Below are 24,371 nucleotides of genomic sequence, written 5' to 3'. Positions count from 1 at the left end.
CGCGGGCCACGGGTGAGCGTCCATCGTCCGGTGCGGATCGAGCACACCCCGTGTGCGGACCCCGGTCCGTGGGCATCCATATGCGGCGACGATACTTGTACGAGCACGTGCCCCCGCCCACAGATGGACCCATGCCCAGCTCCTCCAGCACCCGCCCCACGACTCCTCCGACAGTGTGGTCGGCCCGCGGCCGCCACCCAGGTCCGGCTCCGCAGGACGCGGTCCGGACCGGCCTGCGACGGCTCAAGGACAGCCTGACCATCGACGACTTCCTGGAAGTGCCCGAGGACGAGGCCGCCCAGGAGTGGATCTTCGAGGCCCGCTGGCGGGTCGCCCGGTCGGTGACCGTACGCGCCCGGCTGACCGTCGAGCGCGGCGCCGACAGCGGCCAGGAGTGGGTGCTGGTCGCGGAGGCCGAGGCGCCGTGGGATCCCCGGTGGCCGTCGCCGGCCGCGATGTTCTGGCCGCAGGAGCCGGAGTCGACCTGGGACCATGACGCGGTCACGGGTCTGCGCCTGCGGGACATCAACCCCCTCCCCTCGGACGACAAGGCCGTACGGCGCGTGCTGCGGGACTCCGCACGGGACACGTGGAGCATCCATGTCGTCGTCCACGAGGCCATGACCACCGACCAGCGCGGGCGCGTCCCGCTCGCCGGGATGCTGCCGCAGAGCCTGCGGCACCGGGTGGTCGAGCATCGCGCCGCACCCAGCCAACTGCGCGTCGTGAACTGGGCCCTGCGGGACGTCGGCGTACAGGTGCCGCGCGGCGGCGCAGTGGTGCTGCCCGGCGCTCCGGCGCCGGCCGACTACGACGCCGACGGGTTCGCCGTACGCAGTGTCTTTCTCGACGGCTCGGAGCCGGCCGAACTCATCCACGCCGTGACGCGCTTCGCCGCTCTGCCGCGGCCGGTGCCCGAGGGCGGCGGGGAGGCACTGACCGCCCTGCGGGAGGACTGGCGGCTGCTGACCCTGGAGGAGGAGCTCGCACGCGAGCGCAAGCTCGTGGCGATGTACGCGGACGCCCTGGAGGCGATGACCAAGTCCCGCGACCTGTACCGCGAGGCCGCCGAACAGGCACACGCGGCCCTGGCCGCCTACCGGGAGTCCGCCGACGCCGAACCCGAGCGGCAGCCCCAGCCGGCCACCACCGCGGCACCGTCCCCCCTCCAGCACCTGACCCGCACCTTCGAACGCCTCAAGAGCTCGACCCGGCCCCGTAAGGCCTCGCCCGACACCGGTGACGAGCGGACGCCCGAGGCCGTCGGGGCCGTCGAGGTCCGGCGGGAGACGTCGGACCGGTAGTGCCGGCGCGGCGCGGGAGCCGGGCGGCTGCAGGCGGGGCGCGTACTGCGGATGCGATGGTTTCGTGGGGGCGGACTACTGCGTCGGGCGGGTGCCGTTCGGTGCGTCGGTGGGGCGGGGCGAGCAGGTGACCGGGCCGTTTGTGCGTCTTCCGTCCTGACGGGTGACGTGATGCCGCCGGGTGACCGTCGTCATGCAACATGCACGACCTGAGCGGGCATCCGACTAACAGTGCGTGTGACACGCGACACCGGCAGGAGGAGGGTCAGTGGAGTCCACCACCGCCGTGATCATCGCCGTCGCGGCCCTCGCGGCCGTCGTGCTCGCCGTGGCCGTCGGCGTGCTGGCGCGGCTCGTGCGGACGCGCCGGCTGCTGCGCCGCTCCGGGCTGCCGACCGGGCCGCGATGGGTGTTCTGGGGCGCCGTCCTGTACTTCGTGCTGCCGACCGATCTGCTGCCCGATCCGGTGTATCTGGACGACATCGGCGTGCTCTTGCTGGCACTGCGTACCTTGCGCCGCTCTCCCGAGGCGGAACCGCCGGACGCCATTGATTACGGAAAGTAACGAAACCAATCACTCGTTCGATTCGTTTAAGTAAGTGGAAACCAAACGGCGTCGGTGACCGAGGGCCGCCGCCGGGTGACCAGGCTCGATCGGAGCTGCACCTGTAAGGGAGAGACGATGCAACCGTTCGCGCTCAACTATGCACGGCCGGCAGCGGAGTTGGAGTTCACCGCTCCGTACGTCTACGACTCCGGTATGCAGTTGAACGTGCTCCGTGACGGCCGCATAGCCGCCTGTGATCACGCGTTGATGCGGGAGTTGGGCACCACGACGTCCACAGCGGGCTCCAAGACTCACTTCGACGACTGAACGCAGGCGGCCGACAATGACCGTCTTGATTCTGACGAGCGAAGAAGACGTGACGGCGGACATGGTGGTGGTGCACCTCAACGCGTCCGGCGTTCCGGTGTTCCGACTCGACCCCGCCGACCTGACCGACGGGGTGTCCCTGTCGGGCGAATATGTGCACGGAGCGTTCCGCGGCCATCTGTCGTCCGCGGGACGCCTGGTGAGCATCGCCGGGCTGCGCTCGGTCTGGCTGCGCAGGCCGGGAACCGCGGCCGAGCGGGCGGCCAGCCCCTCTACCTGGTTGACGGAAGAGGCCGGGCAGGCGCTGTACGGCATGCTGCGCGGCAGCGAGGCCCGCTGGATGAACCACCCCGACGCCGCCCGCCGGGCCCGGCACAAACCCTGGCAGCTGCGGCTGGCCCAGCGCTGCGGACTGCCCGTCCCGGCCACGCTGATCACGACTTTCCCGCAGGCCGCCCGCGAGTTCGCCGAGCGCTACCCGGATCTGGTGGTCAAACCGGTGTCCGGCGCGCATCCCCAGAACCCGCCCCGCGCGGTGCCGACCAGCAGGGTCGCCCCGGACACGGACTTCTCCGCCGTCGCGTACGGACCCACCCTGCTGCAACGACGCGTCGCCAAGCGGGCCGACATCCGTCTCACCGCGGTCGGCGACCGGTTGCTGGCCGCTCGCAAGGCGACCGGTACGGAGGTCGAGGTGGACGTCCGCTTCGCGACGTCCGACGCGCTGTGGGAGCCCGTCGACGTCGCGCCGCGCGTCGCGGAGGCCGTCCGCGCGTACCTGCGGGACGCCGAACTGTCCTACGGCGCCTTCGACTTCGTCGAGGACGCCGACGGCATGTGGTGGTTCCTGGAGTGCAACCAGTCGGGCCAGTTCGGCTTCGTCGAGGTGGAGACGGGCCAGCCGATAGCACGCACCATCGCCGAGTGGCTCGCCCGGCCCGTCGCCGGGCAGGAGTCCCACGTCAACGGCGCGAGCGCGAGGGTGGTCTGACCGTGCTCAGCCGGCGTGCGGACCGGGCGGCAGAGCGCTGCGCTGCCAGGTCGGAGGGGGAGGCGTCGGACGTACCGGAGCCGGCGCGTGGCCGAGCGGCGGCCCCGGCTGCATCACGAACTCCAGGTCCCGGCTGACGCGTTCGGCCTCCCTGCGCACCTGAGTGGGGATGTCGCCGCGTTCCGCGATCAGCCGGTCGTAAATGGGGGAATCCTGAAACACCCGTCAACGCGCCTTTCATGTCGTGGCCCCTGTGTGCATATGGGCACGGCTGTCGAGTCTAGGCGCCGACGCACACTGAAGTACGAATTCTGCCAGAGCGCTTCACGGGCGACGAACGGGTGCTATGACGGCCCCGAAGCGTGGTCGCGGGCCGCCGACCTGCCCGCCTTCAGGCTCCGGTCGTCGAACCGGGCCGGACGATCATCAGGATGGTGACGGTCGCCCACAGCAGGTTGAAGATGCCGGTGGCCATGGCGAGTTGCACGGTGGCGGAGCGCTCCACGGGCTGTTCGGCGCCCAGTTGCTCCAGGACTTCCTCCTGGCGGGGCAGGACGAACGCGATCAGCATGCCGGCGGCCGCGGCGGTCAGGGCGATGGACGTGATGAGCCATCCGCTGCCCAGGACCCCCATCGCCAGGGCGGTGGCCAGACCGAGGACGGGGACCGACACGCCGATGGCCGCGTAGATGCGGCAGATGCGGTGCAGGAGCCGGACGGTGCCGACGGCGACGGCGCCGTCCGTCGCCGGGACGCGGCGCGCGGCCGGCGGGAACATGCTGGACGCGACGGTGACGGGGCCGACGGCGACGATGGCGGCAAGGACGTGAAGGATGAGAAGGATCTTGGTCATCGGGGGGTGTCGGTCTCCGGGTCGGCGTGGCATCGGGGCCGCGGCCCGGCTCGTGCGGGGCGGCGGCCTCGCCCACGTTAGGGATCTTCCGGCCGATCGCACAGGGGCTGAAATGACAGGATCCAACGGATTCCCGCCACCATCCCTGTCCGGCCCCACGCCAAAGCCCACTCCTGCGACCTGGGCTTCTGATGATGGCGGGAACCCGCCTAAGGTGGCACTCATGCACACCGTGGCGATCCTGGTTCTCGACAACGTGGTGCCGTTCGACATGGCGGCGCCCTTCCAGATGTTCGGGTGGACGCGACTGCCGGACGGCCGCCGGCCCTACCGGGTCCGGCTGTGCGCCGAGACTCCCGAGGTGCGCACGGAGGGCTTCGCCCTGCGCATCGACCGGGGGCTCGACGGGCTGGCGGACGCGGACACGATCATCGTGCCGGGCTGCGACGAGACCGGACCGCCCTCCGCCCGCGTGGCGACGGCCCTGCGTGAGGCAGCGCAGGCCGGCACACGGATCGCGTCCGTGTGCGTCGGCGCGTTCGTCCTGGCTGAGGCCGGACTGCTGGACGGGCTGCGCGCCACCACCCACTGGATGGCGGCCGACGAATTGGCCCGGCGCTTCCCGGACGTCCACGTGGAGCCGGACGTGCTGTACGTCGACAACGGGCAGATCCTCACCTCCGCCGGAGCCGCCGCGGGACTGGACATGTGCCTGCACATGATCCGGCGCGACCTCGGCTCGGCCGTGGCCGCGCACACCGCCCGCATGTCGGTCGTACCGCTGGAACGGGAGGGCGGGCAGGCGCAGTTCATCGTGCACGAGCACCCGCCCGTGCCACGCGGCTCGGCGCTGGAACCCCTGCTGGAGTGGATCGAGGACAACCTGGCCGGCGAGGTCACCCTGGGGGCGATGGCGGAGCGGTCCGGGATGAGTGAGCGGACCTTCAGCCGCCGGTTCCGTGAGCAGACCGGCACGACTCCGTTGCAGTGGCTGCTGCGGGCAAGGGTGCGGCGAGCCCAGTATCTGCTGGAGAACAGCGACCATCCGATCGAGCGAATCGCACGCCAGGCGGGGTTCGGTTCACCGACGGCGTTCCGTGAGCGCTTCCGCCGGGTGGTGGGCACGACGCCGCACTCCTATCGGTCCGCTTTCCAGGGGAAGGCCACGGTCGACGCCGCCCCGTCGTCGGCGGCGGACCGCCTCCAGTCAGTCACGGTGGGATAATTCACCCGAATCCCCGAGGGCGGTGAGCAGTTGGACAGGGCGATTCGATCCGCCCCAAAGGACGGTGTACGCCCATGAACTGCTCCAGCCGCCTGCTGTGTGTCCTCTACGTCGCCACGAGCGCGGGGCTCGCCTGGACCTCGATCCTCGAAGTCCGCTACGGCCCGGTCTGGGCCGCCTGTCTGTTCGCGGCCGCCAGTCTCGTGCCGGTCATCGCCGTCGTACGGGAGACGGTGATCGGCGAACAGCGGCAGATTCTGCTGGACTTGATCGCGCGGGCCTCACGCAGCAGCGGCGACGCCGCCGACGCGATCGTGCGGGCGGAGCTCGACTCCGCGTGCTGCGAGCGCTGGTGGACGAGCCTCGGCACCGAGCACGAGCTGACGTGCCGGCACTGGATGCCGCGCAGCAGCAGCGCGGCGTGAGCGTCCGCGACGCCGTCCCGCGCGACGCGCCGGCATCGGCGCGCCTCAGGGCGGCGTCGCGGGCGGGGTTCAACTCCGCGACGCCCGGTCGGCCTCCTCACGCAGCAGGGCGACGTAGTCGCGGGTCCAGCCCTCGATCGTGGCGTGGTCCCACAGGTCGGACGAGTACTCCACGAAGCCGCGCAGTTCGTCCCCGGCCGGGACCAGTCCGAAGGTGAGCTCGGCCCGGGCAGCGGCGGGCGCCAGGTCCTCGATGGCCGTGGTCAGCCCCGGCAGTTCGACCTCCGCCTCCAGCGAGCTCTGGTAGGCGAAGCCGACGTCCAGCCGGTCCGGTACGTCGACGCCGCCCCGCTCCCGCATCGCCGGGGCGATCCGGCGCACCGGCATGGCCCGGTCCATGCACTCCACCGCGGTCCGGGCGACCTGGTCGGTCAGAGCGGCGAAGGAACCGGTGGCGCTGCCCCGCACCGGCAGCGCGAAGCCGGTGATCGTGCAGGCCAGCAGGGACTCGAACGCGCGTCGCTCCCGGTTGGCGTAGGAGACGTTGAACACCACGTCGGGCTGTCCGGACTTCTGCGCGAGCATCCGCCCGAGGGCCGCGGCCGTGACCACGAAGGGCGTCGTCGCCCGCTGTCTCGCCAACCGCTCGATGCCGGACCTCACTTCGGCCGGCACGCCGAATACCAGGGCCCCGCCGCGCCCGCTCGGGCTCTCGGGCCGGGGCCGGTCCAGCGGCAGGTCGACGGTGAACGGGACCCCGTCGAGTTCGCGCAGCCAGAACTCCAGCTTCCGCTCGTCGGCGGCCTCGTCGGCCTGCTCCAGCTGCCACCGGGCGTAGGCCACGGGCTGGCACCCCACGGGCGGGAGGGTGTCGGGTTCGCCCTGCGCGGCGGACCCGTAGAGCGCGGCCAGTTCCTTCAGCAGGAGGCTGACGGACCAGCCGTCGCACGCGGAGTGGTGCAGGACGAGGAGCAGGACCCAGGTGCTCTCGCCGGTCCGCAGGAGGCGCAGCGCCATCGGCGTGCCCTCGGTGGGATCGAGGGGCGTCTCGGCAGCCTCGGCGCTGACCCTTTCCACGGCGGCGTGCCGCTCCTCCTCGGGCCGCGCGGTGAGGTCCTCGACCGGCAGCTGCACCGCGCCGGGCCGCAGTACCTGCTGCTCCCAGCCGTCGCCGCTGCGGGCCAGGCGCGTCCGCAGGCCCTCGTGCCGTTCGACCAGCCGGGTCAGGGCGGTCCGCAGCGCCGCCACGTCCAGGTCACCGGAGAGGGTGATCCGCAGGGCGACGTTGAAGACCTGCGGCAGGAGGTGGTCGGCGTGGACCGTGGCGAAGCGGGACTGCTGTGCGGTGGCGGGCGCGCGGCATTCCACGCTGCCCGGTCCGTCATCGGCCTCGGTCGGCCGACTCGGCTCGGCACCGCCCGCCAGCTGGTCCGTCATGGCCCTCGGCGTGGGGTCCTGATAGAAGGTCAGCATCGGGTACTCGGTGCCGAACTCCTCACGGACCCGGTTCACCAGCCGCATCGCGGTGATCGAGTGCCCGCCCAGGTCGAAGAACGAGGCGTCCCCCGCGATGCCGTCGGCGTCGATGCCGAKCTCGTCCGCCCACAGCTCCCGGACCCGTCGCTCGATGCCGGTTCGGTGACCGGCCTCCGCCTCGCCGCCGCCGCTCGGCCTGCGGCCGGGTGCCGTGGAGACGAGGTCGGGTGCCGGCAGCGCGGTCCGGTCGAGCTTGCCGGTGCCCGACACGGGCAGGGCGGGCAGGATGCGCCAGGCGCGCGGCACGAGGTACTCCGGCAGCCGGGCCGCCAACTCCTCGGTCAGGAGGTCGGCGTGGGCCTGCCGGTCGTCGGCCGACGCGCCGATCGGGTCGGCGGGGACGGCGTAGGCGGCGAGGTATGCCTCGCCGCGGTCGTTGCGCCGGGCCAGTACCGCCGCCTCGCGCACGCCGTCGAGGGCGTTGAGTACGCGGGAGACCTCCTCCGGCTCGACCCGGAAACCCCGGACCTTGACCTGGTCGTCTGCCCGGCCGCAGAACTCCAGTTTCCCGTCGCCGGTCCAGCGGACGAGATCGCCGGTGCGGTATCTGCGGGCGTGCTCGCCGACTCCCGGGTCCGGCAGGAACCGCTCCGCGCCCAGCTCGGGGCGGTGCAGATAGCCGAGGGCCACACCGGGGCCGCCGACGTACAACTCCCCCACCGTGCCCACGGGGGCCGGGCTGCCCGACTCGTCGAGCACGCTCAGCCGGACGTTGTCGACGGGACGTCCGATCGCGATCGGTGCGGCGGAGTCCTGGCTGTGCGGGGCAACTGTCTCCACGGTGCACAGGACGGTGGTCTCGGTGGGCCCGTACACGTTGACGGTCTCGTACGGAGCCTCGGGGCGCGGCCGGGTGCGCAGTACGTCGCCGCCCAGCAGCAGATGACGCAGCGGCGGCTGGTCGCGCGCAGGCAGCTTCAGCAGCTGCTCGCCCAGGGCCGTGGGCAGGATGGAGAAGGTGACGCCCTGCTCGGCGTACCACCGGGCCAGGGCGAGCGGGTCCCTGCGGACCTCCTCGTCGGCGATCGTGACCGATGCTCCGGCGGTCAGCGCCGGCCAGATCTCCAGGAGCGAGGCGTCGAAACTCTGGCTGCACACCACCGCGCTGCGGTCGGCCGAGGTGAAGGCGAAGCGCCGGTGCTGCCACAGGCACAGGTCGGCGACGCCACGGTGGGCCACGACGACCCCCTTGGGCGTGCCGGTGCTGCCCGAGGTGTAGAGGACGCAGCACGACGCGTGGCGGTCATGGGCGGACGTGGCGCGCGGCGGGTGCTGCGCGGTCGCGTCGGGCGCTACGACGGTCACGCCCGCCGGCAGTTCGAGGGAGGCGGCCTGCTCACGCGTCGACACCACGACGCGGGCCCCGCACTCGGCGATGACCTGCTGGGCACGCGCCCGCCCGAGGGACGGGTCGAGAGGCACGTAGGCGCAGCCCGCCTTGAGCACGGCGAGCATGGCGACGACGAGGTCGGCGGAGCGTGGCAGCCACAGGGCCACCTCGGCGCCGCCGTCGGGGTGCCGTTCCCGCAGGGCGCCCGCCAGCTGCTCCGCCCTGCCGTCGAGTTGACGATACGTCAGTCGCGTGTCGCCGCTGATCACGGCCGTGGCGCTCGGCGTCTCGGCCGCCCGCCGGGCGACGAGTTCGTGGACGGTCGTGTCCGGGACCGGTCGGGACGGGCCGCGCTGCCAGGCGAGCGGCACGGGCTCGCCGTCGACGGCTGCACGGGCGAGCCGGGACAGCGGCGCTTCGGGGGTCTCGACCGCGGCAGCGAGCAGGTCGCGGAGGGTGACGAAGAACCGGTCGACGGTGTCCGGGTCGAACAGGTCGGTGTTGTACTCCAGATGGCAGCGAACGCCTTGCGGCTGGTCGGTGAAGTAGACCGTCAGATCCGTCAGGGACTTGTCCGGTCCGGCGTCCAGGGGTGTGGCGTCGATGCCGGGCAGTTCGAAGCGGAACGGTTCGGCACGCTGGAATTCGGCGAAGGCCTGGAACACCGGCGTCCGGTCGACCGCCCTGGGCGGGGCGAGCTCGCGCACCACCCTTTCGAAGGGGACGCGGGCGTGGTCGTACGCGTCGAGCGCGACCGTCCGCACACGGTCGAGCAGGGTGCCGAACGAGGGGTCGCCGGACAGGTCGAGGCGCAGCGCCAGGGTGTTCACGAAGAACCCCAGCACATGGTCGGCCCGCTCGGGCCGGTCCGAGATCGGGGTGCCCACGACGAGGTCCGTCTGCCCGGTGACCCGGTGCAGCATCGCCGCGTACCCGGCGAGCAGGGTCATGAACAGGGTGTTGCGGCGGGTGCGGCTCAACTCGCGCAGCCGTCGGGAGAGTTCGGGGTCGAGGGTGTGGAAGACGGCACGGCCGTTGGACGTCATCGTCGCCGGGCGCGGCCGGTCGGCGGGCAGGGCGAGGACGGGCAGCTCTCCGCCGAGGGTGTTGCGCCAGTAGGCCAGGTCCTCGTCGGCCTCGGGGCCGTGCGCGGAGGCGGCCAGTTCCCTGGCGTGGTCGGCGTAGGTCCAGTTCGGCGTGGGGAGGTCGGGGGTGGCCGCGTCGCGTTCGGCCCGGTAGAGGGCCGAGAGGTCGCGGGCGAGGACGGTGGCGGAGGCCGCGTCGACCACGATGTGGTGCAGGGACAGCACGAGGACGTGCTCGGCTGCGGCGAGCCTGACCAGCCTGGTGACGAACAGCGGGCCGTCGGCCAGGTCGAAGCGGCGGGCGCTCTCGGCCGCGAGGACGTCCTGGACCGTGGTGCTGCCGGTCCCGTCGACGACCTCGAAGTCCGGGTCGGCGGACGGCCGTACGACCTGGCGCGGCTCGCCCCCGATCTCCCGGAAGACGGTGCGCAGGCCCTCGTGACGGGCGACGAGGCCGCGCAGTGCCGCATGCAGGGCGGGCACGTCGAGCGGGCCGTCGAGGCGGATCGCCTTGACTTCGTTGTAGGCCGTACGGCCCGGGAGCAGGCGCTCCAGGAACCAGATCCGTTCCTGGCCGGGTGACAAGGGCGCTTCGGCGGGGGCGACTTCGGCGGCGACGGCAGCGGGTTCGGCGACGGCGGGTTCGGCGACAGCGGGTTCGGCGACGGCGGACGGTGGCGGGTCGGCCGCGTCCGGTCGGCGGTAGTGGCGCCGCAGGGCGTCCAGGTGGGGCAGGCCCCCGCGCAGCGCGTCCTGAGCGACTCCGAAGTCGACGAGGGCCACGATCTCGTCGGCGCCTGCCGAGGTCACCGCGTCCACGACCGGCCGGACGCTGTCCACCGTGCCGATCAGGGCCCGCTGGTCGCAGTAGCGGCCGTAGGCGCGGCGGAACACCGCGTCCAGGTCGTCCTCGCTCAGTTCGGCCAGGTCGATGCTGTGACCGAGGCTGTTGGTGACGCCGCTGAAGACGGACAGGGACGCGCGCATGTAGCGGGACAGCGGTTCGTACGCCTCGGTCCTCGCGATGTCGTGGTCGACTCCGAGGTAGGTGTGCAGCAGCACGGCCACGCGACCCGCGTCCGGGTCCAGGCCGTGCCGGGCGCGAGTGCGCCGGTAGAGGGCGATGTTCTCGCGCAGCTGCTCCACGCTCTGCGTCATCAGGTTGGTGACGACGCCCAGGTCGTGGCGGGCGGCGAGTTCGTACGAGGCGGGGTTGCCGACCACCGCCGTGTACAGGGGCGGGGTGTCCTGCACCGGCCGTGGGAAGAGCCGTACCTCGACCTCGCCGTCCCCGCCGGTGCGGCGCAGGGCGTCTCCGCGCCAGAACTTCCGTACCTCTTCGAGCTGTTCGTACATCTGCTCCTTGTGCCGGCCGAAGCGGTCGGGGAAGAAGACGAAGTCGTTGGCGCTCCAGCCGCCGGCGACACCGATACCGACGCGCCCGCCGGAGAGGTTGTCGACCATCGACCACTCCTCGGCGACCCTGATGGGGTCGTGGAGCGGCAGGACGACGGAGCCCGCGTTGAGCCGGATCCGCTCGGTCTCGCGGGACAGCGCGGCGGCGAGCACCGCCGGGTTGGGGAAGAGGCCGCCGAAGGAGTGGAAGTGGCGCTCGGGCATCCACAGCGCGTGGAAGTCGTGCCGGTCGGCGAACCGGGCCACGTCCATGAGGAGTTCGTACCGGCCGTGCCCGGGTTCTGAGGCGTCCTGCGGGTAGTCGCCGAAGAAGTAGACGCTGAAGTCGGCGGTGCGGGAGGCCTCTTCTCTCACGGGTGTCGTACGGGATCGGGATCCGGTGACGGCCGCGGCGTTCCAGGCCATGGAGGCCACCGGGGCGGGCGCGGGCGATGCCGGTTCCGGTGGCGGCGTGGCCTTCGGCGCCACGAGCGGACCGCCCGGGAAGAAGCCCGCCGACCGCAGCTCGCGCAGCGAATCGCGTACGGCGTCCGCCACGAACTCGATGTCGCCGTCGGAGTGGGCGGTGGACAGGAAGAAGTTGCGCCACTCCCAGACGTGCACGCCGCGCAGCATCAGGTGGTGGTAGAGGAGTTCCAGGTCGGCTCGGTGCTCGAAGCGGAACTGGGAGCCGAAGTGGGTCATGCGCAGCGGGTACTCCTCGGCCTCGAAGAAGCCGTTGAGCGTCGCGGCCAGTTCGGCGGTGCGCGCGTTGAGCCGCTCCTGGAGACTCGGGCTGTGCTCCTTGAGGTGGGTGAGCACGGCGCGCGCGGCGACCATGGAGACCGGGTGCTGGATGTAGGTACCGCCGAAGAAGGTGGTGTCGGCGGGCGGGTAGCTGTCGTCGCCGTAGGACCAGTGGCCGCCGTCGACGCCGTCCATGATGTCGGCGCGGCCGGCGATGGCCCCGATGGGGAAGCCGCCGCCGAGCAGCTTGCCGTACGTGGCGAGGTCCGGTGTGACGCCGTACAGCTCCTGTGCGCCGCGCAGGGCGGGGCGGAAGCCGGTCAGCATCTCGTCGAAGAGCAGGACGATGCCGTGGCGGCGGGTCACCTCCCGCAGCCTGCGCACGAACTCGACGGGCTGGAGCGCGGGGTGTCTGCTCTGCACCGGCTCCACGACGACGGCGGCGATCTCGCCGGCGTTCCGTTCGATGGCTTCCAGGGCGCTGTCGCTGCCGTAGTCGAGGACCAGCAGGTCGGCGACGGCGGACTGCGGGATGCCGCGGGAGACCGGCACGGTGACCTGGTCGGTGCCGCTGCCGGAGGGGCGGCCGAGGACGTTGTCGGCGTGGCCGTGGTACGCGCCCAGGAAGGTGACGATCTTGTCGCGGCCGGTGGCGGCGCGGGCCAGACGGATGGCCGCCGAGTTGGCCTCCGTACCGGAGTTGGCGAAGGCGACGCGCTCCAGGCCGGTCAGTTCGGCGAGGAGTTCCGCGGCCTCGCCGGTCTCGACGCCCCGCGGGCCGAGTTGGATGCCGCGGGACAGGTGCTCGCGGACAGCCTCCGTCACGAAGTGCGGCTCATGGCCGAAGAGGAGGACGCCGAAGCCCATCGTGATGTCGACGTACTCGTTGCCGTCGACATCCTCCAGCCGTGCCCCGCTCGCCCGGCGGCCCGCGATGGGGTACAGCATCTCCTTCGTGCCGCTGCGGAATCCGACGACCGCGCGGCTGTCGGCCAGGACGCGGCGATGGCGCTGGGCGATCGCCTTGGAGGTCGGGGTCTTCGCCGTGTAGCGGCGTACCAGGTCGGCGAGATGCTCCTGCTGGGTCTGCGGGGAGGCGTCCCGCACCATGCCGGCGCTCCGTGCGACCGTGATCCGGGGGCCGTGCACGCGCGGCGGCTCGGGGGACGTCTGCTCCGGTGCGGCGGGGCCTGCGCCCATCTGCTGGGCGATGCGCTGTGAGAGTTCCGTCATCGCCGCCAGATCGCGGTCGAGTGCGGCGGATATGCCGTTCAGCCCGGTCACTTGGCCACCGTGCCGTTGAGCCGGTCGGACACGGAGGCGGTCTGGAGAGCCAGCAGTTGGGAGAGCTGGGACATCATCTGGAGCTGGATCTGCGACATCTGCTGGATCTTGTGGGCGAGGTCCTCCAGTTCCTCGCGGGTGGCGTACTCGGGAGCAGGCGCGGGAGCGGCGCGGGTGGGCTCGGGAGGGAGTACGGGCGCGGGCGCGGCGAGCGTCGGCACGGACACGGGCTCCGGTTCGGCTGCGGCCGGTGGCTCAGGGCGCTCCTGATGGGCCGGCGCCGGCATCCGCGCGACCATGAACTCCGCGAGCCGCCGCGGCGTGCCCGTCTCCTCGAACAGCTGCCGCATCGTCACCTTGACCCGGTGTTCCTGCTCCAGTTCCCGCAGCACGCTGATCATCTGGAGCGAGTCGGCGCCGAGGTCGAAGAAGGACGCGTCACCGACGATCGCCGACGGCTCCTCGCCGAGGTGCCGCGCGGTCGTCCGGACGATGCTCTGGAGTACGCGCGCGACCGCTGCGTCTTGCTGAACCACTTCGGCTCCCTGTCTCGCTGTTGTTCCCGTGCTCAGGGTCGTCAAGCTCGGCCCCGTCCAGTGGTCCTTGTGCTGGAACCGGTATCCGGGCAGGGGGACGCGTCGGCCCCCGCTGCCGGCCAGGAGCACCCGCCAGTCGACGTCCGCGCCCGCGCAGTGCAGCCCCGCGGCCGCACCCCAGAGGGCGCCGAGCCCTGCGCCGCGGCGCAGGGACGGCACAGACGCCACGGCGGGCAGTGCCCTGCGGGCCAGTCCGCTGAGGGTGGTGTGCGGTCCGATCTCCAGCAGTACGTCGGGCTGTTGTGCCCCGATGCCGCGCAACGCCAGGTCGAAGCGGACGGGCTCACGGGTGTGCCGGATGAGATGGTCGGCGTCCGGGATCCAGCCGGGCGGGTGGGTCACCCCGTCCAGCGCGCTGACGAACGGGATGTCCACCGGTCGCAGGGCCACGTCGGCGAGGACCTTCCGGAACTCCTCCAGCATCGGTTCCATCAGGGCGGTGTGGAAGGCGCGGGTCACCGGCAGCCGCTGCCCCGGTGTGCCGCGCCGCTCCAGCAGGGCGCACGCCCGGTCCACGGCCGCCACCGTCCCCGCGAGCACCTGGGCGCGGTCCCCGTTGGTCACGGCCACTTCCAGTCCGGGCACCTCGGCGGCCAGCGCGAGGGCGGCCTCCCGGTCGAGCGGCGCGGCCACCATCGCGCCGGGGTCGCAGCGCTGCTGCATCAGCCTGCCGCGCTCGACGGTGAGGCGCAGACCGTCGTCGAGGGAGAGGGCTCCGGCCGCGTACAGGGCGGCGTACTCGCCGACGCTGTGTCCGGTGACGGAGTGCGGTGCGATGCCGGTGGCGCGCCACAGCCGGACGAGGGCGCACTGCAGGGCGAACAGCGCGGGTTGCGCGATGTCGGTGTCCTGGAGTGTCTCGTCCCCCGCTGCCCCGTCGGTGAGCAGTGGCTCCCCGGTGAGGTCGCGGTAGTGGTCCTCGCAGGCGTCGAGCACTTCGCGTACGACGGGGACGCGCTCGTGGAGGGCACGGGCCATCCCCGGGTACCGGCTGCCCTGCCCGGTGAACTGGAAGGCCACGCGCGCCTGCCCTTCGTGCGGCGCCCTCCCCGTGTGCACCGCCGCTCCCGCGGCCCCTGCGAGCCAGCCGTCCAGGGCGTCGGCGAGGGCGGCCGGCGTGGCGCCGCGGACCGCGAGCCGGTGGCGGCCGTGGACGCGGCCGAGTGCGGCGGTGGTGACGAGGTCCGCCAGCTGCGGTGCGGGCGGCCGCCGTAACCGCTCGCTCAGGGCGCGGGCGTTGTCCGCGAGGGCGTCCTCGCAGCTCGCGGAGACCAGGAGTACGTCCGGGGGGTCGGCGGCGTCGGTCCGGGGCGTGGGCTGCGGGGCCTGTTCCAGGATCAGGTGGACGTTGGTGCCGCCGACGCCCAGTGAGGTGAGGCCCGCGCGGCGGGGCACGTCGCTGCTGGGCCACGGCCGGGCGGTGCGGGGGATGTAGAAGGGGCTGTGGTCGAGGTCGATGGCGGGGTTGGGCTCGTCGAAGTTCGCCATCGGCGGGATGACGCCGTGCTTCAGCACCAGCAGGGTCTTGACGAGCCCGGCCAGGCCCGAGGCCACGTCGAGATGGCCGATGTTGGCCTTGGTCGAGCCGAGGGCGCAGTAGCCGGTGCGGTCGGTGTCCTCGCGGTAGGCACGGCCGGCCCCGTCGAACTCGATCGGGTCCCCCTTGAGGGTGCCGGTGCCGTGGGTCTCCAGGTAACCGATGGTGTCCGCGCCGACGCCGGCCCGCCGCAGTGCCTGCCGGATGGCGAGGCGCTGTCCCTGAGCACTGGGGGCGGTGAACGCCGTCTTGCCGGCGCCGTCGTTGCTGATGCCCCAGCCGCGGATGACGCCGTGGATCGTGTCGCCGTCGGTGACGGCCCGGGCCAGCCGCTTCAGTACGACGGCCAGGACGCCGGTCCCTCCGACGGTGCCGTCGGCGCCCGCGTCGAATGCCCTCAGGCGGCCCGACTTGGAGAGGATCGAGCCCTTGACGTACCGGTAGCCGAGGACCTGCGGCACATGGACGGCGGTGGCACCGACGAGGGCGATGTCGCAGTCGCCCATGAGCAGGGACTGGGCCGCGCACTGCACGCCGACCAGCGAACTGGAGCAGCCGGTCTGGACGTTGACGGCCGGCCCGGTCAGGCCCAGCCGGTAGGCGACGCGGGTGGCCGTGAAGTCGGCGTAGTTGCCGACCGTGATCTGGATGCCCGCCATCCAGTCGGTGACGGGCTCGTTGGGCAGCACGTTGTTGAGGAGGTAGTTCTGGAGCGTGTACAGGTGGTAGCCGGTGCTGGCGTACACGCCGACGCGGGTGCCGTCGCGTTCGTCCGGGTACCCGGCGTCCTCCAGGGCGTGCTGGGCGCACTCCAGGAACATGCGGTGCTGGGGGTCGGTGATCCGGGCCTCGCGGGCGCTCATCCCGAAGTGCTGGGCGTCGAAGCCGGCGATGTCGTCCAGCACGCCGGAGGCGCCGACGAAGTCCGGCGCCCGGTACTCCTCTTCGGGGACACCGGCGGCGGCCAGTTCCTCCTGCGTGAACCGGGTGATGCGGTCCGTGCCGTCGTGGACGACGCGCCAGAGTTCGTCGGGCGTGTCGGCGCCGGGCAGCCGGAAGGCCATGCCGATGACGGCCATCCGGGGGTCGGGATCGTCCGTCGCCATCAGCCGCGTCCCTCCGTCACCGTCGACGCGTCACGGCCGCCCGTGTCACGGGTAGCAGCGTCACGGTCGCCGTTGTCACGGGTGGCAGCGTCACGGTCGCCCGTGTCATGGGCGGCCGTCTTCCCCTCGTCGCCGGGATCGCGCTTGCCGCCCCGCCTGACGAGCACCAGCAGCAGCGCCACGCACAGCGCGATCGCGAGGCCCTGGAACGCGGCCACCACCTGGAGCGGCGAGAACGTCTCCAGCAGCGCGCCGCTCACGAGCATGCCGAGGCCGAAGCCGGTGTTCTCGGCCGAGGCGGAGAGCCCGAAGAGGCGGCCGCGCTGCTCGTCGGGGGCGGTCTGGAGCCTCGACACGTAGACGATCTCGGTGAATCCGTCGGCGGCCCCGGCGACGAGCGCGGCGATGACGGCGGGCACGGTCGGCAGGCCGCAGAACACCACGATGAACCCGGCCGACATCACGCAGGCGCCGAGCGCGAAGGCCCGCTCCCCCGGTGTCCGCCCGCTCTTCTTCGTGACCCGGCCGATGACCTGCTGGGCGACGATGTTGCCGATCGCCCAGGTGGCCCAGAACTGGCTGATGAACGTGGCCGGATGGTCCGGGTCCAATGCGCTGGAGTAGATGGGCAGAGCGACGTTGTGGGACGAGGAGCCGAGCCCGTCCACCGCCCGGATGGCGATCATCGCCATCAGCACCGGCGCCGTACCGAGGAGCATGCGGGCGGTCCAGCGAGCGGCGTCCGAGGACTGCGCGGAGCCGGCCGCGGCGGCCTTGGTCCGCACGGGCAGCAGGAACAGCACCGTCGCGGAGACCAGGAAGGTCGCGGCGTCCAGGGCGAAGGCGGCGGAGTACCCGAATTCCGCCACGACCAGGCCCGACGAGGCGAACCCGGCGATCATGGCGAGCGAACGCCCCGTCACCAGCAGCCCGTTGGCCCGCACCCGGTGCTCGGCCCCGACGATCTCGGGGATGCTGCTGCGCAGGGCGACCTGGGACAGCGTCGAGCAGCCGCCGGTGACCACGGCGAGGGCGTAGAGCAGTCCGACGCGCGTGCCGTCGGGGGCGAGCAGCAGCGTCAGCAGCGCCACGGCCTGGCACAGGTCGGCGCCGACCATCAGCCGCTTGCGGTCGTGGGCCGTCACGAGCCGGCCGCTCACCCAACCCGACACGACGTTCGTCGCCAGGCGGACGGCCATGAAGAGTCCGGCGGCCAGCGCGCTGCCGGTGGCGTCGTAGACGAAGACGTTCAGCGCCACCATGTTCAGGTAACTGCCGTACGCCGAGATGCCGTTGCCCAGGACGAGCAGACGGAAGTACCTCATGCACCTTCCCCTGGTCTGCATGAAGGGTGTGAATGATGTGTGGCCGGAATACCGTGCCCCGCCCGCTCAGTCGCGAGTCGGAGTCCAGGCGGACGGCAGGCGCCGATACGGCGTCGCCCACCGCTGTCGCACGGCGTGTTCATGCCCCTCTTGCCGGCCCAGCACAGAAACCATTCCCCCAGTACGCCACCGGACGGTGGCCATTGATCAGTCACACAAGCAGACCCGGACAGGCGGGTTCAAGACTCCAGGGAGGTCTAGACGACTTCCGGTCCGGATTTGGCGATTTTCGACCCGCTCCACGGACCTGTTCCGGTCACCGGCACCGACGCTTCCGGTCGGAGTCCCTCAGCCATCTCCGCGGTGCTGTGCGACGACGCGGCAGGCCACGGCGAAGTTGCCGACCCGGCGCTCCACTTCGCCCCTCGCGGCGGCCGGCGTCGAGGCCCCCAGCGTCACGGTCACCGTCACCGACCCGGAGTCGGCGTCGGCGGTGATCCCCTGCACGTCGTCGATGTCGCCGAGGACGTCACTCAGTACCCGGCGGGCGGCGTCGGCGCGCAGCGCGAGCTTGTACGGCTTGCCGACCGCGGTGACGGGGAGCGCGTCGAGGACGCGGACGGCCTTCGGTGCGGCGGCCGCCTCGCTGATGTGCGCGGCGGCCCAGGACCGCAGGTCGTCCTCGCCGACCGTGCCGTCGGCGAGCGTCACGTACGCCACCGGCACCTCGCCCGCCCGCTCGTCCGGCTGCCCGACGGCCTGGGCCCCGGTGACCGCGGGGTGCGAGAGCAGGGCGTCCTCGATGGTCCGGGGGTCGATGTTGTGGCCGCCGCGGATGATGAGGTCCTTCGCGCGTCCGGTGAGATGGAGGAAGCCGTCGCCGTCGAGGTAGCCGAGGTCGCCGGTGTCCAGCCAGCCGTCGGTCACCTTGCCCTGAGCGCTGATCAGATGGCCGTCCGCGGCACGGCCCTGGACGTAGCCGGGGAAGACGGTCGGGCCGCTGATGAGGATGGCGCCGGCCTGCCCTGCCGGCCGCTCGGCGCCGGTGTCCGCGTCGACGATCCTGATGTTCTGGTACGGCAGCCGCTGCCCCACCGAGCCGGGTCGGCGGACATCCAGGAAGCCGCGGACGCTGGCGCAGGTCGCCTCGGTCAGGCCGTACCCCTCCAGGAGCGGAATCCCGGTCGCCGTCTCGAAGGTGGTGCGCACCCCGTCGGGCAGCGCGGAGGCGCCGACCATCGCGCACCGCATCGAGCCGATGTCCGTCCCGTCGACCGGACACGCGGCCAGGACGGCGTACACCGTGGGCACGGCGCTCATCGCGGCGATCCGGTAGTGCTCGACGATGCGCCAGAACTCCGCGTACAGCGATACGTCACGGTAGCCCAACGGCCCTGCCCACACGACGCGTTGGCCTCGCAGCAGCGGTGCGAGCAGTGTCACGACGAGCGCGTTGACGTGGAACAGCGGCAGCGCGGCGAACACGACCGAGTCGTCGTCCAGTACGGAGTTGGCCGCGATCATCCACGCGTCGGAGATCTCGTTGGCGTGCGTGTGGGCGGCGAGTTTCGGGGCTCCGGTCGTGCCGCCCGTGTGGAAGAACGCGGCGAGGTCGCCGCTGGTGGGCGGCTCGCCGAGGAAGCGGTCGTGCGGGCAGTCGGCCGCCGCGTCGGCGAGGTGGGCCACGGTGGCGTTCGGGACCGACGGCAAGGCCGTGGTCCCGCCGCTGGTGGGGCTCAGCACGAGCACGTGGTCCACCAGGCCCTGTCGGGCCAGTTCGGCGGCGGTGGCGAACGCCTCGGGGTCCAGTTCCGGGGAGGCGGTGACGATCACACGGGCGCCCGCGCGGCGGACCAGCTCGGCGACATGGTCACGGGCGAGCGCCGGGTTGACGGGGGTGACGATGCCGGCGAGCTGGGCGGCGAGGAGTGCGGTGATGAGTCCGTCGCAGTTCGGGGAGAGCAGGGCGACGCTGTCGTGGCGGCGGACGCCGAGGCGGTGCAGGGCGTTGGCCGCGCGGTGCACGTCGGCGAGGAGATCGGCGTGGGCGCGGTTCCTGGGCGTGCGCCACGAGACGGCGTCGGGCAGGACGGTGAGCGCGGTCCGCTCGGGCCACTGAGCGGCCGCCCGGCGCAACAGGTCGTACGAGGTGCCGGGCAGTCCGCGTGCGGCGAGCGGGGTGGCCTCGATGGCTGCCAGGTCGTCGGGGTGGTCGTAGCGCGGCCACGCCATGGGGGTCTCGGTGGTCACGCGTACCTCACCTTGCTCTGCTGGGTGCCGAGGTCGATGGAGCCGTCGGGGGTGCGGATGGACAGCTCCAGCACATCGCCGTCATGGAGGTACTTCTCGTTCTTCGCCTGGGAGTTGAAGAACGCCTTCCACTTCAGGGACGGCGGCAGGAGCGCGCCGATGATCTCCACCGGCTTGGGCGGCGCCTTGAGGGCCGTACCGCCGGGCGTGCCGGTGAGGATCAGGTCGCCGGGTGCGAGGGCCTGGAAGCGGGAGAGTTCCTGGAGGGCCTGGAGCGGGCTGTAGATCATGTCGGTGAGGTCGCTGTTCTGGCGGATCTCACCGTTGACCTTGAGGACGAGCCTGAGTTCGGAAAGGCGGTCCAGCTCGTCGGCGTCCAGCAGGACCAGGGCGGGGCCGACGGGGGTGAAGGTCGGGTAGGACTTGGCCTCGTAGAACTGTGTCTTCGGCAGCTGTACGTCCCGTGCCGAGACGTCGTTGGTGACGACCAGGCCGGCGATGTGGTCCCTCCAGTTGGCGGCGGTCACCGCGGTGCCGACGTCGAGCGGGCGCCCGACGACCAGGCCGAGTTCGATCTCGTAGTCGAGGAAGCGGACGTGGGGCGGCTTCACTATCTCGTCGAAGGGGCCGCCGATGGAGCCCGAGGCCTTGCGGAAGAACGTCAGCGGGACGGTCTTCGGGTTCATGCCCGAGTCGCGCACGTGGGAGACGTAGTTGGTCATCTGCGCGACCACCCGGCACGGCGCGGTGACCGGGGAGACGAGCGGGAGTTCGGCGATGCGGCGGGGCTGCGCCGACGAGGTGCCCGCGCGGGCCTCGGCCAGGGCCATGTGGGCCGTGACGACGTCGTCGAGGAGCTCGGCGGTCGTCGTGGCCGACGTCTCGACCGGCACGGCACGGTGCTCGTCGAGCGCGACCCACCATGCGTCGGAGGTGCGGAGGACGGAGAGGGTCATGAGGTTGCCACTTTCATCATGCCGCGCAGGCGTTCGAGGTCGAACTCGTTGTCGTCGGACCGGAGGGCGGTGATGATCGAGCGCAGCTCGGCCAGCGACTCGCGTCCGGGGGCGATGCCCAGGAAGTCCTTGGTGGCCGGCGGGCCCCACTGCGCCAGGCCGGAGGCCGTCATCGGCGCCCAGCCGGGTTCCAGGGTGGAGTCGAACATGTCGCTGTCGGCGAAGTGCTCGACCAGGAAGCCGTCGGGGTCGCGCCAGTAGTCGAAGATCTGGCTGCCCTGGATGTGCCGGCCGATCCCCCAGGACCGCCGGTAGCCCTCCTCCAGCAGGTGCTGGCCACCGGCGGCCAGCGCGTCGAGGTCGGTGACCTCGTACGCCGAGTGCACATACCGGTTGGAGGGGCCGAGGGTCAGGGCCAGGGTGTGGTGGTCGGTCAGGGACCGGCCTCGGTCGCAGCGGATGAAGCTCATGGTGGGGCCTCGCTCGCGCTGGCCCTCGTAGTAGAGGAAGTCGCTGACGATCAGGCCGAGTTGCTCCAGATACCAGTTCAACGTGCGCAGGTAGGTGGTCGTCTGGAGGACGACATGCCCGAGGCGCCGCACCCCGGCCGGTTCCCGTGGCGGCCGTTGGGTGGCGTTGGCCCGGTCCAGACCGCCGCCGAAGTTGAACGTCTGCGAGCCCTGTGCGGCCAGCGCGGGCAGCTCGTCGGTGTCGGCGACGACGCGCACCCGAAGTCCGCTCGGGTCGAGCAGCTCCACCACCGACCCGCCCAGGTGCCCCGGCAGCGGATGCACCCGCGTGCCGGCGGCCTCGGCCAGCCGGAGCAGGTCGCGGGTGTCCCCGGCACGGAAGGCGGGGCCCAGGAACCGCGACTTCCGCCCCTTGCGGAGGATCGCGCACGGCGCGCCGGCCCGCGTTCCCCGCAGGTGCAGTTCGCTGCCGTCGCGGTACGACGTGACGAAGCCGAAGGCCTGGGCGAAGGCCTCGGCCCGGTCCAGATCGGGCTTGACGAACTCCAGCCACGCGATGTCGTGGACCTTGATCACCGGGTTCGTCGCCCGGCCCGGATGCTCTCCGGGGAGTGAGCCCTGCTCGGAGTGCAGGTCGTTGTGCGTGCCACCCACGGTCACCACCTCCTGAAGAAATATTCACTTCCGAATCCGACGTCAGTCAAGAGAACTGAAGAAATCTTCAGGAAACAGGTCGAGGCAGCTAAAGTGCGGGGTGGAGCCCGTACGGGCGGGATGGAGGATTGCGTGATGGGCGAGCGGACCGCACCCGGGCGAGTCGACCGGCGAAGGGCGCGCACGCGCACCGCCCTGGTGGACGCGGCCCAGCGACTGCTGGCCGAGGGGCGGACGGACGTACCCATCCTGGAGATCACCGAGCTCGCCGACATCGGCGTCGGCTCGTTCTACAACCACTTCGACAGCAAGGAAGAGCTCTTCCGCGTCGCGGTGGAGGAAGCGCTGGAGTGGTGGGGCTCGCTGATGGACCGCCTCACCGCGGACATCGACGACCCGGCGGTCGCCTTCGCGCAGAGCTTCCGCATGACCGGCCGGCTGCACCGCCGCCACCCCGAGCTGAGCCGCGTCCTGCTCGGCCAGGGACTGGAACTGACCCGCTCCGAGAGCGGCCTGGCGCCCCGGGCGTTCCAGGACATCCGCACGGCGGTGGACGCGGGGCGGTTCGAGGTGGAGGACCTGGACCTCGCCCTCGTGATGACGGCGGCGGCCGTGCTGGCGCTGGGCTCACTGTTGCACGCCCAGCCCGACCGTGACGACGCACAGTCCGCTGACCTGGTCGCCCGCAGTCTGCTGCGGCAGTTCGGTCTCCCGGCCGACGAGGCCGCGCGGATCTGCTCGCTCGACCTGCCGGACCTCGACCTGGTCGACACCCTCGTCGGCTGAGCGCCGTCACGGCGGGACACCGCCCCTGCTGTAGGGGGTGCTCCAATTAGAGTGGACGCTTCAGACTGTGATCGTTCACCAGAGATCGACGGCCCGGTACGACGACCAGGGGTCGACGACCCTGCCGGCCGGGGAGGCACCCCATGACCAGTGCGCAGACCACGCGCAAGAAGCGCGCGAACGGGGTGGAGTCACGTCAGCGCATCCTCGACGCCGCCGTGGAGATCGCCGGTGAGCGCGGCTACGACGGCACCTCGATCGCGGCCGTCAGCGCCAAGTGCGGGCTGCCCGCCAGCTCCATCTACTGGCACTTCAAGGACAAGGACGACCTGATCGCCGCGGTCATCGAGCGCAGCTTCGAGGCGTGGCTCACGGCCGTCGAGCTGCCCGGCGAGGAGACCGGTACGCCCCTGGAGCGGGTCACCGTCATGGCCGCGAACGTGGCGAAGTCGCTCGTCGACGCCCCCGACTTCCTGCGCCTGGGCCTCATGCTCGCCCTGGAGCGGCGGCCCACCGAACCCCGGGGCCGCACGGTGTTCCTCCAGGTCCGCGACATCACCCACCGGAAGATCGCCGAGGTGGCCGCCGTCCTGTTCCCGGACCTGGACGAGGCCGCCGTGGACACCCTCACGACCTACGCCATCGCCGGCGCCGACGGCCTGTTCGTGCAGCGCGAGGTCAAGGGCGATGCCGTCGACCTGGTGGCGCTGTTCGAGCTGCACGCACGGGTCGTCCACGACGCGGCGACACGGTTGGCGCAGGAGCGGTAGAGGTATCCACGGCGACAGGGCTAGCCCGCCCTGAACACGTCCGCGTGCTCCGTGGCCCACTGGCCGAAGGTGCGGGCCGGCTGCCCGGTGACCTTCACGACGGTGTCGAGGACCGTACGGCCGACCTCCGGCGTATTGCCGTACGCCTCCAGCAGGAAGCCGATCACGTCCTGCGAGTGACCGGCCGCCCGCCACTGCGCGACGGCCTGCTCCTCGGTCAGCTCGACCAGGGCGATCTCCCGGCCGCGGGCGGCGGCGAGGTGCGCCACCTTGTCGCCCACGGTGAGCAGTTCGGGTCCGGTGATCACGTACTCCTGGCCCCCGTGCCCCTCCTCGGTGAGCGCGACCGCGGCGACGGCACCGATGTCGCCCTCGTGGACCATGGCACTCAGCCGGGAGACGAACGGCTCGCGCACCTCGCCCGAGGCCACGATGCCGTCCGCCCACTCCAGGGCGTTGCCCATGAACTCGACCGGCATGAGCACCGTCCAGTCGACACCGCCGTCCGCCCGCACCGCCTCCTCCAGCGGTGTCGCCTCACCACCGTGCAGCACGGTGACCCGGCGCACACCGGCCGCCCGGGCCACCTCCAGGATGCGCGGGCCTGTCTCCAGCGGGGCGAAGTAGGCCCCGCCGAAGGTGATCAGGTGGACGCCGGTGACGCCCTCCAGGGCCGGGATCAGGCTGTCCGGGTCGGTCAGGTCGCCCTGGACCACCTCGACCCCGGCCGGGAGGTCGGCCTTGGCCGCGTCCCGGGTGAGTGCGCGGACCGCGTGACCGCGGGCGAGCAGTTCGGCGACGACCTGGCGGCCGACGGTTCCGGTGGCCCCTGTGACAAGAATCTTCTGCGTCTGCGTCATGGAACCACCGTA

General features: G+C 71.9%; 17 protein-coding genes. 8 read left to right on the top strand and 9 right to left on the bottom strand.

Features of this window, described 5'->3' with window-relative positions; translation table 11 throughout:
- Positions 1-131 precede the first annotated feature (131 nt).
- From EAO75_RS14325 to tgmB, 4 genes are all read left to right on the top strand, one after another.
- Positions 132-1,304 (top strand): hypothetical protein, encoded by a 1,173-nt coding sequence (locus tag EAO75_RS14325; RefSeq protein WP_147995437.1) that lies wholly within the window; start codon positions 132-134, stop codon positions 1,302-1,304.
- 268 nt (positions 1,305-1,572) lie between these two features.
- Positions 1,573-1,869: a DUF1232 domain-containing protein gene (locus tag EAO75_RS14320; RefSeq protein WP_147995436.1), complete on the top strand. Its 297-nt coding sequence runs from the start codon at positions 1,573-1,575 to the stop codon at positions 1,867-1,869.
- A 117-nt stretch (positions 1,870-1,986) separates the two neighbouring features.
- Entirely contained in the window at positions 1,987-2,178 is a 192-nt protein-coding gene (gene tgmA, locus EAO75_RS14315) for a putative ATP-grasp-modified RiPP (RefSeq protein WP_147995435.1), read from the top strand.
- Between the two features lie 16 nt (positions 2,179-2,194).
- Positions 2,195-3,169, top strand: coding sequence for an ATP-grasp ribosomal peptide maturase (gene tgmB / locus EAO75_RS14310; RefSeq protein ID WP_147995434.1), 975 nt, complete (start codon positions 2,195-2,197; stop codon positions 3,167-3,169).
- A 6-nt stretch (positions 3,170-3,175) separates the two neighbouring features.
- Here the strand turns inward: tgmB and EAO75_RS14305 are convergent, their stop codons facing one another.
- Together EAO75_RS14305 and EAO75_RS14300 are read right to left on the bottom strand one after the other, a co-directional pair.
- Positions 3,176-3,391: a hypothetical protein gene (locus EAO75_RS14305; RefSeq protein ID WP_147995433.1), complete on the bottom strand. Its 216-nt coding sequence runs from the start codon at positions 3,389-3,391 to the stop codon at positions 3,176-3,178.
- A 169-nt stretch (positions 3,392-3,560) separates the two neighbouring features.
- Entirely contained in the window at positions 3,561-4,022 is a 462-nt protein-coding gene (locus tag EAO75_RS14300; protein ID WP_147995432.1) for a DUF2269 family protein, read from the bottom strand.
- A 214-nt stretch (positions 4,023-4,236) separates the two neighbouring features.
- Between EAO75_RS14300 and EAO75_RS14295 the strand changes: the two genes are divergently transcribed.
- Both EAO75_RS14295 and EAO75_RS14290 read left to right on the top strand, forming a co-directional pair.
- Complete coding sequence (locus tag EAO75_RS14295) at positions 4,237-5,247, top strand: GlxA family transcriptional regulator (RefSeq protein ID WP_147995431.1); 1,011 nt, start codon at positions 4,237-4,239, stop codon at positions 5,245-5,247.
- A 74-nt stretch (positions 5,248-5,321) separates the two neighbouring features.
- Positions 5,322-5,672 carry a hypothetical protein gene (locus tag EAO75_RS14290; protein WP_147995430.1) on the top strand — a complete coding sequence of 117 codons (351 nt, stop codon included), beginning with the start codon at positions 5,322-5,324 and terminating at the stop codon, positions 5,670-5,672.
- A 69-nt stretch (positions 5,673-5,741) separates the two neighbouring features.
- Here the strand turns inward: EAO75_RS14290 and EAO75_RS14285 are convergent, their stop codons facing one another.
- The 6 genes from EAO75_RS14285 to EAO75_RS14260 all read right to left on the bottom strand — a co-directional run bounded on the left by EAO75_RS14285 (position 5,742) and on the right by EAO75_RS14260 (position 21,943).
- The gene (locus EAO75_RS14285; protein ID WP_261989285.1) at positions 5,742-13,049 is read right to left on the bottom strand and encodes a MupA/Atu3671 family FMN-dependent luciferase-like monooxygenase; all 7,308 of its coding nucleotides are present in this window, start codon (positions 13,047-13,049) and stop codon (positions 5,742-5,744) included.
- A complete protein-coding gene (locus tag EAO75_RS14280; RefSeq protein WP_147995429.1) occupies positions 13,046-16,288 on the bottom strand; it encodes a type I polyketide synthase in 3,243 nt (1,080 codons plus the stop codon). The genes EAO75_RS14285 and EAO75_RS14280 overlap by 4 nt, the downstream gene beginning before the upstream one ends.
- Positions 16,288-17,613 carry an MFS transporter gene (locus tag EAO75_RS14275; RefSeq protein ID WP_261989284.1) on the bottom strand — a complete coding sequence of 442 codons (1,326 nt, stop codon included), beginning with the start codon at positions 17,611-17,613 and terminating at the stop codon, positions 16,288-16,290. Before EAO75_RS14275 ends, EAO75_RS14280 begins: the two co-directional genes overlap by 1 nt.
- A gap of 348 nt (positions 17,614-17,961) precedes the next feature.
- Positions 17,962-19,863 (bottom strand): acyl-CoA synthetase, encoded by a 1,902-nt coding sequence (locus EAO75_RS14270; RefSeq protein WP_261989283.1) that lies wholly within the window; start codon positions 19,861-19,863, stop codon positions 17,962-17,964.
- Positions 19,860-20,819 (bottom strand): fumarylacetoacetate hydrolase family protein, encoded by a 960-nt coding sequence (locus EAO75_RS14265; protein WP_147995428.1) that lies wholly within the window; start codon positions 20,817-20,819, stop codon positions 19,860-19,862. Before EAO75_RS14265 ends, EAO75_RS14270 begins: the two co-directional genes overlap by 4 nt.
- Complete coding sequence (locus EAO75_RS14260) at positions 20,816-21,943, bottom strand: VOC family protein (RefSeq protein WP_147995427.1); 1,128 nt, start codon at positions 21,941-21,943, stop codon at positions 20,816-20,818. Before EAO75_RS14260 ends, EAO75_RS14265 begins: the two co-directional genes overlap by 4 nt.
- Before the next feature lie 135 nt (positions 21,944-22,078).
- Here EAO75_RS14260 and EAO75_RS14255 point away from each other — a divergent pair, with 135 nt between their 5' ends.
- Together EAO75_RS14255 and EAO75_RS14250 are read left to right on the top strand one after the other, a co-directional pair.
- A complete protein-coding gene (locus EAO75_RS14255) occupies positions 22,079-22,729 on the top strand; it encodes a TetR/AcrR family transcriptional regulator (RefSeq protein ID WP_147995426.1) in 651 nt (216 codons plus the stop codon).
- 143 nt (positions 22,730-22,872) lie between these two features.
- Positions 22,873-23,499: a TetR/AcrR family transcriptional regulator gene (locus tag EAO75_RS14250; RefSeq protein WP_147995425.1), complete on the top strand. Its 627-nt coding sequence runs from the start codon at positions 22,873-22,875 to the stop codon at positions 23,497-23,499.
- A 20-nt stretch (positions 23,500-23,519) separates the two neighbouring features.
- Here EAO75_RS14250 and EAO75_RS14245 read toward each other — a convergent pair whose 3' ends face one another.
- On the bottom strand, positions 23,520-24,359 hold the full coding sequence (locus EAO75_RS14245; protein WP_147995424.1) for an SDR family oxidoreductase: 840 nt from the start codon (positions 24,357-24,359) through the stop codon (positions 23,520-23,522).
- Positions 24,360-24,371: the final 12 nt, after the last annotated feature.

The sequence above is a fragment of the Streptomyces sp. UW30 genome (genome assembly GCF_008042075.1).
Classification (GTDB): Bacteria; Actinomycetota; Actinomycetes; order Streptomycetales; family Streptomycetaceae; genus Streptomyces.
This window is presented reverse-complemented; position numbering and strand designations above follow the sequence as displayed.

Bases quoted from the DNA above. Each gene is read 5' to 3' on its own strand.
- EAO75_RS14300 (WP_147995432.1), bottom strand. From the start codon at position 4,022: ATGACCAAGATCCTTCTCATCCTTCACGTCCTTGCCGCCATCGTCGCC.
- EAO75_RS14325 (WP_147995437.1), top strand. From the start codon at position 132: ATGCCCAGCTCCTCCAGCACCCGCCCCACGACTCCTCCGACAGTGTGG.
- tgmB (WP_147995434.1), top strand. From the start codon at position 2,195: ATGACCGTCTTGATTCTGACGAGCGAAGAAGACGTGACGGCGGACATG.
- EAO75_RS14250 (WP_147995425.1), top strand. From the start codon at position 22,873: ATGACCAGTGCGCAGACCACGCGCAAGAAGCGCGCGAACGGGGTGGAG.
- EAO75_RS14290 (WP_147995430.1), top strand. From the start codon at position 5,322: ATGAACTGCTCCAGCCGCCTGCTGTGTGTCCTCTACGTCGCCACGAGC.
- EAO75_RS14265 (WP_147995428.1), bottom strand. From the start codon at position 20,819: ATGACCCTCTCCGTCCTCCGCACCTCCGACGCATGGTGGGTCGCGCTC.
- tgmA (WP_147995435.1), top strand. From the start codon at position 1,987: ATGCAACCGTTCGCGCTCAACTATGCACGGCCGGCAGCGGAGTTGGAG.
- EAO75_RS14280 (WP_147995429.1), bottom strand. From the start codon at position 16,288: ATGGCGACGGACGATCCCGACCCCCGGATGGCCGTCATCGGCATGGCC.
- EAO75_RS14255 (WP_147995426.1), top strand. From the start codon at position 22,079: ATGGGCGAGCGGACCGCACCCGGGCGAGTCGACCGGCGAAGGGCGCGC.
- EAO75_RS14245 (WP_147995424.1), bottom strand. From the start codon at position 24,359: ATGACGCAGACGCAGAAGATTCTTGTCACAGGGGCCACCGGAACCGTC.
- EAO75_RS14275 (WP_261989284.1), bottom strand. From the start codon at position 17,613: ATGAGGTACTTCCGTCTGCTCGTCCTGGGCAACGGCATCTCGGCGTAC.